The organism is Pseudomonas sp. CFII64 (genome assembly GCF_000416235.1).
Taxonomy (GTDB): Bacteria; Pseudomonadota; Gammaproteobacteria; order Pseudomonadales; family Pseudomonadaceae; genus Aquipseudomonas.
This window is the reverse complement of sequence record NZ_ATLO01000051.1, coordinates 28742-41597: the sequence shown is the minus strand read 5'-3', so window position 1 is coordinate 41597 and position 12856 is coordinate 28742. Positions and strand designations below refer to the sequence as shown.

The 12856-nt window shown below is 56.3% G+C and carries 15 protein-coding genes, 1 tRNA gene and 1 pseudogene; 6 read left to right on the top strand and 11 right to left on the bottom strand.

The genetic code is table 11. The annotated features are described in order from the left end of the window. Nucleotides 1-128: 128 nt before the first annotated feature. Both CFII64_RS25810 and CFII64_RS25805 read right to left on the bottom strand, forming a co-directional pair. A complete protein-coding gene (locus tag CFII64_RS25810) occupies nt 129-1058 on the bottom strand; it encodes a 2-hydroxyacid dehydrogenase (protein ID WP_020293812.1) in 930 nt (309 codons plus the stop codon). Beyond that, nucleotides 1039-2376 (bottom strand): MFS transporter, encoded by a 1338-nt coding sequence (locus CFII64_RS25805; protein WP_020293811.1) that lies wholly within the window; start codon nt 2374-2376, stop codon nt 1039-1041. Before CFII64_RS25805 ends, CFII64_RS25810 begins: the two co-directional genes overlap by 20 nt. Before the next feature lie 247 nt (nt 2377-2623). Between CFII64_RS25805 and CFII64_RS25800 the strand changes: the two genes are divergently transcribed. After that, complete coding sequence (locus CFII64_RS25800) at nt 2624-3229, top strand: hypothetical protein (RefSeq protein ID WP_156883285.1); 606 nt, start codon at nt 2624-2626, stop codon at nt 3227-3229. A gap of 6 nt (nt 3230-3235) precedes the next feature. On the opposite strand, the gene CFII64_RS25795 is transcribed toward CFII64_RS25800, so the two are convergent. Next, a complete protein-coding gene (locus CFII64_RS25795; RefSeq protein ID WP_020293809.1) occupies nt 3236-3484 on the bottom strand; it encodes a hypothetical protein in 249 nt (82 codons plus the stop codon). A gap of 10 nt (nt 3485-3494) precedes the next feature. Further along, nucleotides 3495-3701: a hypothetical protein gene (locus tag CFII64_RS25790; RefSeq protein WP_020293808.1), complete on the bottom strand. Its 207-nt coding sequence runs from the start codon at nt 3699-3701 to the stop codon at nt 3495-3497. Nucleotides 3702-3974: 273 nt separating this feature from the next. On the opposite strand from CFII64_RS25790, the gene CFII64_RS25785 reads away from it, so the two are divergent. Further along, the gene (locus tag CFII64_RS25785; protein ID WP_020293807.1) at nt 3975-4355 is read left to right on the top strand and encodes a hypothetical protein; all 381 of its coding nucleotides are present in this window, start codon (nt 3975-3977) and stop codon (nt 4353-4355) included. 261 nt (nt 4356-4616) lie between these two features. After that, nucleotides 4617-4982: an NUDIX hydrolase gene (locus CFII64_RS25780; RefSeq protein ID WP_044901696.1), complete on the top strand. Its 366-nt coding sequence runs from the start codon at nt 4617-4619 to the stop codon at nt 4980-4982. Between the two features lie 95 nt (nt 4983-5077). Here CFII64_RS25780 and CFII64_RS25775 read toward each other — a convergent pair whose 3' ends face one another. The 3 genes and pseudogenes from CFII64_RS25775 to CFII64_RS25765 form a co-directional block, all read right to left on the bottom strand. Beyond that, on the bottom strand, nt 5078-5509 hold the full coding sequence (locus CFII64_RS25775; protein ID WP_020293805.1) for a nuclear transport factor 2 family protein: 432 nt from the start codon (nt 5507-5509) through the stop codon (nt 5078-5080). Nucleotides 5510-6238: 729 nt separating this feature from the next. Next, nucleotides 6239-6667 (bottom strand): annotated as a pseudogene (locus tag CFII64_RS25770) (recombinase family protein). Between the two features lie 151 nt (nt 6668-6818). Continuing rightward, entirely contained in the window at nt 6819-8042 is a 1224-nt protein-coding gene (locus CFII64_RS25765; RefSeq protein ID WP_020293804.1) for an MFS transporter, read from the bottom strand. Between the two features lie 69 nt (nt 8043-8111). On the opposite strand from CFII64_RS25765, the gene CFII64_RS25760 reads away from it, so the two are divergent. Further along, the gene (locus tag CFII64_RS25760; protein ID WP_020293803.1) at nt 8112-8537 is read left to right on the top strand and encodes a helix-turn-helix domain-containing protein; all 426 of its coding nucleotides are present in this window, start codon (nt 8112-8114) and stop codon (nt 8535-8537) included. A gap of 514 nt (nt 8538-9051) precedes the next feature. On the opposite strand, the gene CFII64_RS25755 is transcribed toward CFII64_RS25760, so the two are convergent. Next, nucleotides 9052-9128 (bottom strand) — tRNA-Val (locus CFII64_RS25755). Between the two features lie 185 nt (nt 9129-9313). Between CFII64_RS25755 and CFII64_RS25750 the strand changes: the two genes are divergently transcribed. Continuing rightward, a complete protein-coding gene (locus CFII64_RS25750; RefSeq protein ID WP_020293801.1) occupies nt 9314-10597 on the top strand; it encodes an FAD-binding oxidoreductase in 1284 nt (427 codons plus the stop codon). A 33-nt stretch (nt 10598-10630) separates the two neighbouring features. On the opposite strand, the gene CFII64_RS25745 is transcribed toward CFII64_RS25750, so the two are convergent. Beyond that, on the bottom strand, nt 10631-11329 hold the full coding sequence (locus CFII64_RS25745; RefSeq protein WP_052026666.1) for a hypothetical protein: 699 nt from the start codon (nt 11327-11329) through the stop codon (nt 10631-10633). 218 nt (nt 11330-11547) lie between these two features. On the opposite strand from CFII64_RS25745, the gene CFII64_RS30105 reads away from it, so the two are divergent. Next, entirely contained in the window at nt 11548-11718 is a 171-nt protein-coding gene (locus tag CFII64_RS30105) for a hypothetical protein (RefSeq protein ID WP_020293799.1), read from the top strand. A 61-nt stretch (nt 11719-11779) separates the two neighbouring features. On the opposite strand, the gene CFII64_RS25740 is transcribed toward CFII64_RS30105, so the two are convergent. Next, complete coding sequence (locus CFII64_RS25740; protein WP_020293798.1) at nt 11780-12541, bottom strand: TerC family protein; 762 nt, start codon at nt 12539-12541, stop codon at nt 11780-11782. Between the two features lie 30 nt (nt 12542-12571). Continuing rightward, nucleotides 12572-12808: a hypothetical protein gene (locus CFII64_RS25735; RefSeq protein ID WP_020293797.1), complete on the bottom strand. Its 237-nt coding sequence runs from the start codon at nt 12806-12808 to the stop codon at nt 12572-12574. Nucleotides 12809-12856: the final 48 nt, after the last annotated feature.

The window sequence follows — 12856 nt, the reverse complement described above, 5'->3', positions numbered from 1 at the left end:
AGCGGGATATTCGATTGACCTGTAAGAAAGTTGAGTTATTTCACTTCTTTATCACTCACGGGCAAAACAATGTCGTGAATGAGCATGAAAGTCGTCGCAGGTTGTCAGCCTGCAATGGCGCTTCGGGGTCACTCTGGAATGGGGGTCGGCAACGTCTCCCTGGCGAAATACGCCGCCAGGTTGCTCAGCGTCAGGTCCGCCATCGCCTGCCGTGTGTCCTGAGTCGCGCTGGCCATATGCGGCGTCAGCAATACGTTATCCAGGCCGAGCAAATCCGGATGGACCTGCGGTTCGTGCTCGAAAACGTCCAGCCCCGCCGCGTAAATGCGCTTGTCCCGCAGCGCGGCGGCCAGCGCGCCTTCATCGACCACACTGCCGCGACCGACGTTGATCAAAATGCCTTGCGGGCCCAAGGCATTCAGGACATCAGTGTCGACCAGATGCAGCGTCTCTTCACCGCCGCCCACTGCGATCACCAGGAAATCCACTGCTGCCGCCAATTCAACGACCGAGCCAATAAACTCATAAGGCACGTCCTGAGGGCTGCGACCGGTGTAAGCGATTCGCATGTCGAAACCCGCTGCACGGCGCGCGATTGCCTTGCCAATTCGGCCAAGTCCGACGATGCCCACCCGGGCACCGCTGACTTTGCGGGTAAACGGAAACGGCCCGTCGGACCATGCTCCGGCGCGGACGAAGCGGTCAGCGTCAGCGGTGCGGCGGCCGATGCCCAGCAGCAGGGCCATGGCGAAGTCAGCAACATCGTCGGTGAGCACATCCGGCGTATGCGTCACACGGATGCCCCGCTCCCTGGCGGCCTGGACGTCCACGCCGTCGTAACCCACCCCGAATACCACGATGATTTCCAGCTCGGGCAGCTTTTCGATCAACTCACGACTAACCCGGGATTCACCATTGGCCAACAGCGCACGAACACCGAACGCGCTGGCGGGCAGGTCTGCAGGGTTTTCCGTCGAGTCGGTTACCTCGTACTGGTCATACAAACGCTCGTTGAGCAGATCCGGCAGCCGGGCGATTTTAAGCACGTGAGGTTTCATCAACATTCCTTTGAGTAACAGGCTGAGCAACTGTAGGTGATTTCCCCTTCCCGAGATAAATCCCCAGAACACCGCCTGCCAGCAACGCCCCGGCAACCAGCAGCAAGGCATAGTCGTAGTTGTCGGTGACGTCCTTGATCCAGCCCATCGCAGGCGGCAAACCCAGCCCGGCCAGGTTGGCAATGGAGTTGATCAAGGCAATGGAGACAGCCGCCGCAGGGCCGGAGAGGTATTCAGTCGTGGTCGCCCAGAACACGGGCGTTGCCGCCCAGTTGAGACCCACGGCCAGTACCAGCATCCCGTAGGAAAGCCACTGATTACCGCTGAAAACCGCCAACGCCAGCAACACCCCGGCCCCCAATAATGGCCCGCCCAAGTGCCAGCCGCGCTCGCCCGATTTGTCCGAGTGGCGACCGTTGAAGTACATGAAAATACAGGCGACGAAGAATGGCAGCGCCGACATGACACTCACGGTGAAGGAGCCTTGCTTGGATACGGACTGTACGATCAGCGGCAAAAACAGCGTAATCCCGATGGTGCCAAACGCCTGGAGCAACCAGAACAGGCTAAGCAGCCAGACCCGGCGACTGCGAAAGGCAACGTGCCACGCATCTTTATGGGAAATCGGCGTCGTGGCCTGCTCGGCGGCAATGGTGCGCGCCAGCCATTTCTTCTGCGCCGCATCCAGCCAGTGGGTGGTTTCCGGCGAATCCGGGAGGTAACGCAGCACGACAATGCCAAGTACCACCGCCGGAATTCCCTCAAGCAGGAACAGCCAGCGCCAGCCGCTGACGCCGAAGATCCCGTCCATGTGCAGGAATGCTCCGGACAGCGGCAGGCCGATCACCGATGCCAACGCTGCGCCAATGTAGAAAAACGACATGGCCCTGGCGCGATCGGTCTTTGGATACCACTGGGACAGGTAATAGATGATACCGGGCGTGAAACCGGCTTCCGCAGCGCCTAATAACAGGCGCATGACGTAAAGCTGATTGGCGGTCTGAACCAGACACATCCCCGCGGCGACGATGCCCCAGGTAATCATGATCCGGGCAATCCAGCGACGCGCGCCGACTTTGGTAAGGATCAGGCTGCTGGGCACTTCGAACAGGATGTAAGTGAGGAAGAACAGCCCGACGCCCAGCCCGTACATGCGTGCGGTCAGGCCCAGGTCAGCGTTCATCTGCAGTGCAGCGACGGATATATTCGATTTGTCGATGTAAGCGACCATGTAGAGCAGCATCAGAAATGGAATCAACTTCAAGTTGAGTCTTCCGATGGTGCTGGCATGCAGGCCAGTCTCGATGGGATTGGACATAAACAGCCCTCTGTTGTCTTTTTTGTCTTTATTGTCGGGACCGCTGGCCTTGAAGGCACCAGTCGGCGAAACCGTTGAAGCGACCTTAGACGAGATGTTTATATATTTCAATATATGAATTCATATCCCATTATGTGGGATATTAATCTCGGCAGGATTCAGGTTTGGGTGTAAGCTGCAGTTTTCCTCGATCGACCCACAGGTAAATACGGTTATGAACTTTCTACTCGGCAAGTCATTGCGCGGCATGCTTTTGTCCACCGCTGTGCTGACGTCTTTTCTGTTGGGCGCCAGTCAGAGTGTTGCGCAGGATGCTCCGGCGCCAAGAGTGGGCGTGCGAGGGACGATCTCGGCGATTGAGGGTGACGTGTTGAAGGTCCGCACCAATCGAGGTGAAGATCTGACCGTCAACCTGCTGAAGGAAACCCAGGTTCGCGGGGTCACGCTGGCCCAGGTTGCGGACATCAAACCGGGCAGCTACATCGGCTCGGCCGCCGTTCCGCTACCGGACGGCACACTCAAGGCCCTGGAAATCCATGTCTTCCCGCCGGAAATGGCCAGCACCGGCGACGGGCATCGCCCGTTTGATCTGACCAAGGACAGCACCATGACCAATGGTGCTGTGGGCGATCTGGTTACCAGCAACGGGCGCTCAATCACAGTGAACTACAAGGGCGGACAGAAGACGATTGTCATTCCTGAAGACGTGCCCATTGTAAATCTGGTCCCGGGGGACAGAAGTTTGTTGAAGCCAGGGGTCAAGGTCGTGATGTTTGCCCAGAAAGCCGCAGATGGCAGTTTGTCAGCACAGGCTATATCTGCAGGCAAGGACGGCGTGACGCCGCCGATGTAGCTGCCTTTATACCGGCGCTGCGGGTTGGGAACGGATATCAGAAATCCCGAGCAACAGCGCCTGTTGCATGATCTCGTCGGGCGCGGAATCAGCAGTAGGCATGATCAGGCTGTTTTCCCCATCGCCGAAGTGCAACTGCAACAGATGTAATGCAGCCACATGGGCTGGCAGCACGGCGTCGGTCAGTTCAAATGACTGTTCCCGCTGCTCATCCTTGAATAGATAAGCGATAAGGTGCGTATAAACCTCAGCCATAACGCTTCACTCAGCCCAAGGCAGGACCAAAGTGATCCGAGCGCTTGAGGAACGCGGCGAGGCGACCGAATGAAGTGCTTTGGCGCATGGATGCCGCTTCCCAGACTGGACCTGTGGTCTGATGCGAGCACACCATGCCCATCATCACTGAAGTGGAGTCGTCCAGTTCTACCATCAACGCATTTGCCTGACTTTGAAAATCGTTGCGGAGCGTCATAACAATTCCATCCATTCAACTGCAGCTTGTAGCTATCGGCAGCTTTGTGACTGCCCTGTAATTGATATGGACACTCGTGGCTGTGTTTTGGCAGAAGTTCTCCGATGACCGGTCACCACCGCCAGTAATGCGCCCGCCTGCTCTATTCGGCATGCCCGACAGGACTGCAATTTTCTGTTACTCAAGGGAGTCAGCGCTTCGTCCCTGCACGCTTGACACGCACTTTTATGGGGCATCGAATCAATGTTCTCGTTGAAACAAGGGAGATATCACATGGCTAAGATCAAGGTATTAGCGGGTGACTTTCTTCAGGGTGATGGGGAGTATATCTGCGGCGCAATCAGACTCGAGACGCCCCTGCATCCTTGGCCTGGCATCCATATTCCGGGCAAGGCACTCAAATCGGTGGGAGTTGCCAGCAAGGCATCCAGTAAAAAAGTGGAAGACGCAATTGGCCTGGGACTCGCAGGCGCCCTGATGTTAGGCCCGATGGGTGCAGCGGCGGGTCTCATGCTGGCGGGGGAAGAAACAGAAGTCACGTTCTGGGCAACATTAAAGGATGGCAGAAAGTTCCTGGCGGCCACGGATGACCAGACTTACCGCAGGATCGCCGGTTCTGTAGCGAAACCGGATTTTTTCAGCAGTCATGAATAGAGCGTGATGGCAGAGGTCATTGCGACAGCCATCTGCCCCGCGCGATATCACCAGCCCGGTCCTTTACCGGGCTTTTTTTATCAAAATACATATGCACCACACTTGGCATCATTAATGCTCATATAATAATTGTGAAGGATTTATGACAGCGAATTTATAGCAGTGGATCCATGCCATTAAATGACTGATTTACCTTCGAGCACAGCAATACAAGCAAACGACCCGCAGTGGCCATTGGTCGTGTGAAAAGGTAGAGCAGCTATGAAAGAACGAGCGACAGTGATTTGCAGGCGCGATGGAATGATTCTCTACGTGCGCAAACCGAAATCGAGATGGGCATTACCGGGCGGTAAAATCGAAACCGGTGAAACGCCGGAACAAGCAGCCATCCGGGAACTCAGCGAGGAAACCGGTTTGGAGGATCTTGAATTGATCTATCTGGCCGAGTATGGAAAAGACAAAGTCATTCATCACATTTTCACGGCGGAGGTCTCGGCGTCGGCCAAACCCTCGCCGCAGAATGAGATCGCGGCCTGCAAGTGGCTGCACATGAAAAACGTCAGTGACCTCAATGCCAGCACGGCCACCAAAGCCATCGTCAAGTCCTACGCCAGGCAAGCGGGTTGAAATAAACCCGCCGCCGGCCGCATGTCACCGCTTAGCGATTTCATGCCGGGATTGCCATGTTCCAGCCATTACCGATACAGAACATGGGCTACCGATCAAAAACGGAAGGCTTGGCGACCAATCAGCAACCACTTGCCACCCTGCTTCTGCCAGATCTGGAAGTTCTCGATCTCGGTTGGCACCACTTTCCCGCTGTTGATGGCCTGAGCGGAGAAGTGATTGCGAACCAGCGCAACGTCGTTGGACATTGTGATTTTCTGATTGAGCATCTTCAGTTCTTGAAATGCGCTTTTGCCTGTCTCAATGTCGGAAATGAACGCCTTCTTGTCCTGAATAGTGCCGCTGGAGTGACCATAAGTCAGGTTCTCCGCCGTCAGCGCCTGCAGTTCGGCTATGTCTTTGTGCCACATCGCCTGGGTGAGCTTATCCACCGCTTTCTCAACATCAGCTTCGTCAGAGGCGTGAGCGGTGGCTACGTAGCCGCCGAACAGACACAGAAAACCGAGCAGCAGTTTGTAGTTCTTCATCGATGATTCCTTATTGTTGTGATGACGCAGAGAGATGCAGCACATTTATACGACGTCATACAACATAGCAGATCCGATGCAGGTGACAAGGGTCAGCGCTGACGCAAGGCCGCTATGTCGGCGGGATGGTTGCCAGGAGAGCGATGCCAATGGTCAGCACCAGAAATCCAATCATGAAAAACGCGAGCTTTGCCATTATGTCTCCCACTCAAGAACAGGTTGTCTTCCCAGTCGACTCGGTACCCCGAATGTTGATCAGGTACTCAAGCGGCCAGGCTCGATCATTGTCAGAGCGGAGCAGATTTCGAAACAGATGCAGGTGAGGGGAATAAATGCAGTGCACATGTGGCATGCGTGTCGGATATGAGGGTTGCAACTGGTGAATCCGGGCTTTTGCAAATCCACCTGAAATTAGCCCAAACAAAAAGGGCTCACCTTTCGGTGAACCCCTTCCAGACCGCCCAGCAGAGAGCGGATTTGTTTGGTAGGCGCGATCAGACTCGAACTTAGCACTCTCGAAAGGCAGCATATCAGCCCATAAGAATCAATAACTTGGCGTTGTATATTCTTACAGTAATTGAGTTTCTTCCCTCCCTCGGCGTTCTGCCGAACCTCAAAAACCACCACAATTGCCGCAACCGCACTCCCCTCGTCGCACCAACCTTGTAGGCCCAGTCGGCCCGAAGCTGCGATGTTGGCCAGCTCAAAGAACAGATGGCGAATGGGTGATCACATAGAATCTGACGGCGAGCTTTGAACTTCCACGGCGCGATAAATAGTCATCCTGGAAATGTTCAGGTCGCGGACAAGGGGGGCTTTGGTCGCGCCGGCAGCGATCCGCCCGAGGATTTCGACGTTATCAACATTCTTTTTCCTGCCCTTGTAGATGCCGTCAGCTTTTGCCGCGTCGATGCCCGATCGTTGCCTGTCTTTGATGAACTTGAGTTCCATGTCTGCGACCGCACCGAGGATGGTGATGACCATTCGCCCCATGCTTCTGGCTGTCGTGACTTAGGGCTCAAAAACGCGGAGGGGCGCCCCCTTTTCGTCAAGCTCATGAACGAGATTGAGAACGTCGCGTGTGGAACGGCCGAGCCGATCAAGCCGCATCACCACCAGTTCGTCACCCGCGTGCAGAAACGGCATGATGGTTTCCAACTCGGACCTCCGCGCGCGTTACATTTGAATGTCACTCTAGGGTGCACCCAAACGTGACAGGAGTTTGGGAGCGTTCCAGTTCGCAAATGCTTCCGACGGGAAGTCAGGATTTTTGCATCTCCTGATCCTGTTCCGCTAACAGCAATGCGGGTTACGACCGCCTTACAAAAACATGGGCGCCTATCGCGACAGTTATCATTCCACCGGCGAGCAGGAAGGTGAACTGCATGCCGCTGGCAATCGCCGCAGGAGCGGCATGGGCAAGCTCTTCCGTCCCGACGCCAAAGGCGAAGACCGTCCCCATGATGGATGCACCCCCGATCAACCCAATGTTCCGCGACAGGCTGAGGAGTCCTGAGACCGTGCCGCGTCGATCCGTTGAAATATCCGCCAGCGCGGCGGTGTTGTTGGCGGACTGAAAGAGCTGGTAGCCCGGCGTCAGGACGATGATTGAGAATACATAGCCAACGACTCCGATCATGTTTGGCAAGAGCGCCAGAAGGAAGGCACCGACGGCCATGAGAACGAGCCCAATCGCCAGCACCCGGCCGCTCCCCCAAGCATCAACCAGTCGCCCGGCGGGAACGCCGCTGAAGATTGAGATCACTGGACCAATCGCCATGAGGAACCCCACCAATCGTTCCTTCAGGCCGAGCCCAAGGCCGAGATAGAACGGGCCGACCACGAGCGTCGTCATCATGACGGCGGCGACCAGCAGGTTGACGAGAAGATTGGGAACAAGGCCCCTGTTCAGCACAGACCACAGACTTACTGAGGGTGCCTTCTCCTTACCGGTGTCGCTCGGCAGCAAGGTGAAAGCCAGCAACAAGGCGATGGCCGCTAGCGGGAGCTGCATCCAGAAGATGCCGCGCCATCCCATTGCCGGAATCACCAGCCCACCCAGCGAAGGACCGAGCGCCGTGCCCAGCGCCGAGACCGTGCCGAGCAGGCCCATGGCTCGCCCTACGTTCGCTTCGCTCGCCGTCTGACGCATCAGCGCCATGGAAAGCGTCATGAGGAAGGCCGCACCAATGCCCTGAAGTGCGCGCGCACCGATCAGCGACCACAGGTTCGGCGCAAGACCGCCTAAAAGCGAGCCAATGAAGAACAGGCCAATGCCCGCGAGCAGCGCGGGTTTCAGTCCATGACTGTCGCCGAGCCGACCGGCTATGACGACTGTGGTTGTCATAGCTGCAAGATAGGCGATGACGACCGCCTGCACCTCGACAAAGGGCGCGGAAAATGCCTCGGCCAGCGTCGGCAGTGCAATATTGGCGATACTGGTGCCGAGCGAGGCCAGTAGCATCGCCAGAGCCAGCGTGATCGTAACCCCCGATTGTTTCCTCTCTTGTGTGAGTGTTCCAGCCTGTTGCATCGTCTTGTCCTCTTGCTCGAATGTCCGTTCAAGAGCATGCTGCCACTTCAAGTCGGCTTGAGGTCAAGCATGAAATTTCTGGATATCGGGGAGGTGTCGGCACAGACCGGAATCAAACCCTCGGCGCTACGCTACTACGAGGAAGTGGGGTTGATTTACTCGGTTTCACGGCGCGGGTTGCGCCGGCAGTTTCCGCCCGAAGTCCTGTTGCAACTCAAGCTGATCACGATGGGTAAATTGGCAGGTTTCTCGCTTGAAGAGATCGCCGGGATGTTGGGCAGAAACGGCATGCCAGACCTACCGCGCGCCGGGCTTCATCAAAAGGCAGACGAGATTGATCGGCATATCCGCGAATTGATCGCGCTCCGCGACACGCTCCGACACGTCGCCGAGTGCCCTGCGCCGTCACATATGGAATGCGCCACCTTCAAGCGGCTACTGGAGGTCGCGGGAAAGCGGGGCGCCGTAAGGAAAAATATCGCCGGTAGGCGATGATAGGCTTCGTCAGGTGAGGTTTTCGCGAAGTTCCCAACAAAAGTTGGAATTCTGCGCCTGAGTTTTTCATCGCGCATTGTTGCACCACTGCTCAGGCAGCGATTTTTCCGAAATCAATCCGGCTGTCCAGATCGAGATCGAAGCGGTCAAAGGGATTAGATTGAGGAAGGTGAAATCGTGGGTGAAGTAAAAGGCGGGATGCACTTCGTCGATCTACAGGCTGCGCTGTTGGGCTCCAACGACCCGCTGCTTGAACAAATGCTGAGCACCGGCTGATGGCGGCCTGGCCCCGAACCCTCGCAACTCGCAAGCTGCCGCCGAACCTTTACCCAAACGGTAAATTCAAGAGGGCCACACAGAGAAGCAGATTTTGTACGTCGACGTAAGCGCCGACTTGGCGTTCTGAGGTGGGGTTTTACAAACGTTTTGCGAATCCATCTGAAATTCTGGCAACAAAAAAGGGCCCACCTTTCGGTGAGCCCTTCTAGACCGCCCAGCAGAGAGCGGATTTGTTTGGTAGGCGCGATCAGACTCGAACTGACGACCCCCACCATGTCAAGGTGGTGCTCTAACCAACTGAGCTACGCGCCTGCTGTGGGTCGGCATTCTACGGATATCTAAATGTGTGTCAACACCTTTTTTCGCGCTAACCCTATGAATATGCGTATTTTTTACGATTTCGGGTTTTCGCCTTTAATCTGTCGCTGGCTGGTGCAGCTTTTTGATCTCCGGTAGGATCGAGCCATTCGTAAAAAATATTAAACGGAGGTTAAAGGATGGCGAACACTCCTTATCCGCAGTCCTATTACGCAGCCTCGGCCAGTCCAGCCCCTCCTCGCCCGCAATTGCAGGGCGATGTGGAAACCGACGTGTGTGTGATTGGCGCGGGTTATACCGGCCTGTCCAGCGCGCTGTTTCTCCTGGAGCACGGCTTTCGGGTGACGGTACTGGAGGCGGCCAAAGTCGGCTTTGGCGCGTCGGGGCGCAATGGCGGACAGATCGTCAACAGTTACAGCCGTGATATCGATGTTATCGAGCGCACAGTTGGCCCCGGCCAGGCGCAGCTGTTAGGGCAGATGGCGTTCGAGGGAGCCGCGATCATTCGTGATCGGGTGGCCACGTATCAAATCCAGTGCGATCTGAAGGACGGCGGAGTCTTCGCCGCACTGACACCCAAGCAGATGGGCCACCTTGAAGCGCAGAAGCGGCTTTGGGAACGCTACGGCCACACTCAACTGGAACTCATGGATCAAACCCGTATTCGGGAAGCAGTAGCATGCGAGCAATACATAGGCGGCTTGCTGGACATGAGTGGTGGCCATATCCATCCGTTGAATCTTGCGCTGGGGGAAGCCGCGGCGGTGGAATCCCTGGGCGGCACGATTTATGAGCAATCGGCTGCCATTCGCATCGAGCGAGGCGCTAACCCTGTGGTGCATACCGCCGAGGGTAAGGTTCGCGCCAGGTTCATTATCGTCGCGGGCAATGCATATCTGGGCAATCTCGTCCCGGAACTGGCCGCCAAGTCCATGCCCTGCGGCACGCAAGTCATCACCACCGAACCTTTGAGTGACGAGCTGGCGAAGACACTGCTGCCGCAGGATTACTGTGTCGAAGACTGTAATTATCTGCTGGATTACTACCGTCTTTCTGCAGACAAACGTCTGATTTTTGGTGGCGGCGTTGTATATGGCGCCCGTGATCCGGCCAACATTGAGGCGATCATCCGACCAAAGATGCTCAAGGCTTTTCCACAGCTCAAGGACGTTAAGATTGACTACGCCTGGACCGGAAATTTCCTGCTGACGTTATCCCGTCTGCCCCAGGTCGGGCGGCTTGGCGACAACATCTATTACTCTCAGGGATGCAGCGGTCATGGCGTCACGTACACGCATCTGGCGGGCAAAGTGCTGGCCGAGGCCTTGCGCGGTCAGGCCGAACGTTACGACGCGTTCGCCGGACTGCCGCACTACCCTTTCCCCGGTGGCAAATTGATGCGTACGCCGCTGACGGCGCTGGGTGCCTGGTATTACGGCCTGAGAGACAAGCTGGGTTTTTGACGCATCCCGAGCGGAGCTCTGCGCCGCCCGACCTCAGTGAGCAGCCTGGCGCGCCTTCAATGTCTTGATGGCCTCGCCGGCTGCCTGTTCCTGACCCGCCTGGGCCAGATCATCCGCCGCCTTTACCCAGCGCTGTTCGTTCAAGCTGGCAGGCAACTGACGCGGACTTTGAATCAACACCGCCCAACTACCTGCGTTTTCCCAGGCCGATGTGAAACTGCTGAAACTCATCAGCAGACGACGGTTCATGCCCGCATGCAGCAATACTGTTTGCTTAATGCGGTTGTATCCCACCAATACAGCGTAGCGCGGCTCCTTCAAGACGGTGCCCTCGGAAAAACGCAGCATGACCGGATACCCAGCGGAAATTTGCGTCAACAACGATTGCAAGCCGTCATCCAGGGGGTACACGAGGAAACCATACTCACGCGCCAGCTTCGGCATACTTGCCTCAAGCCTGCCCTCGCCGCCCGGCAGTTTTAGCGGCTTGTCGAGCAAACCCGGGGTTATCTGGACGCGCTGATTGGCCAACATGCTGGCCAATGCGCCGGGTCCGCTTTGATAAGCATTGCCGCGAAAGAACGGTACGTTATTGAGTTCAACCCGGTCCGGCAGGCGCTGGATTTCAGGCGTAAGGGCCGAAGCACAGCCGACCAGACTCAAGACAAAGGCAACAGCCAGAACTTTCCACTTCGTGCCAACCATGGGCGCTCGGAGTAATACCGGTAGCATGTTCACTCACTTCAACGGACGTCGGCCACCTGCGGCCTGACTCGAACGCCGATCATAGGGCGACACCGCGCACGGGTATAGCCCGATAATGCAGTCAATGATGCTGGCTATGCCAAATTGATCCTGCGTTTGAGACCATTGGTCAATTTACCGAAACATGCCGGGTACTAGACTGTCGATTACAAGGACTGGATAGAAAGCAGGTCCGTGGAGGACTTATGAGCCTGGGAATGACAATCGTGATGCTGATCGCCGCATGGATGGCTGTTGCCACCGCCATGCTTTGGGGCGTGATGCGCATTTCTCGTCGTCATCATCACCGTGACACGGGTGTTGCACCTGTCAAACGCGAAAAGCCACGAAAAGACCGCCACGCCGCGGCCCATTGAATACAAATGAAAAGGTCGGCGGCGGTTTCAACCGCGCCGACCTTCTTCGTTACTGCTTCAGTTACTGCGCCTCTGAAGCCTGCGCCGCTTCGCGTTTGATCCTGGCTCGGCGCGACAGCATGTTCAAACCCTCGATCAATGCCGAGAAGGTCATGGCCGCGTAAACGTAGCCTTTAGGCACGTGAGCACCGAAACCTTCAGCGATCAGCGTCATGCCGATCATGATCAGGAAGCCCAGCGCCAGCATCACCACGGTTGGGTTGTCGTTGATAAACTTCGCCAGCGGATCGGCAGCAACCAGCATGACGATCACGGCACTGATCACCGCAATGATCATGATTGGCAAGTGTTCGGTCATACCTACAGCCGTTACGATGCTGTCGATGGAGAACACCAGGTCGAGCATCAGAATCTGGCCGATCGCCGCAGCCATACCCAAGGTGATGGTCGACTCGATCTTCTTTTCAGCCTCGGTCTTGATGTCCACGCTATGGTGGATTTCAGTTGTCGCCTTCCACACCAGAAACAGGCCACCGGCGATCAGGATCATGTCCTTCCACGAGAACGTCTGGCCAAGTACTTCGATGACCGGCTCGGTAAGCTGCACGATATACGCCACGGTACTGAGCAGGCCCAAGCGCAGGAACAACGCCATGCCAATACCCAATCTGCGGGCTTTCTGCTGCTGATGCGCCGGCAATTTGTTGGTCAGGATCGAAATAAAGATCAGGTTATCGATCCCGAGGACGATTTCCATGACGACCAACGTCGCCAATGCGACCCAGGCCGCCGGGCTTGTCGCGAGTTCTAACAGGTATTCCATAGTGATGCCCTGGTTCAGTTGAAGACGAGATTAGATTTCTTTGCTTGATTTGTCTGCTTTGGATTCCGGCTTGGGTTGCGCCAGGGAGAGATCCTGTTTGGCGTCGTCCAGTGCTTTGGTGGCGGCCTTCTGCGTATCGTCGATGGCCTGTTTGGCAGAATCAGCGGCGGTACTCAACAGTTGCTTGGTGGATGTTTCGACCTGATCACAGCCGGCCAGAAACAACAGAGGAAGCGTAAAGAGTGCGATACGCAAAGGTTTGATCATGGGATGCCTCATCAGATTAGCCGGACGCGTAGACTCGGTCCGGCGATA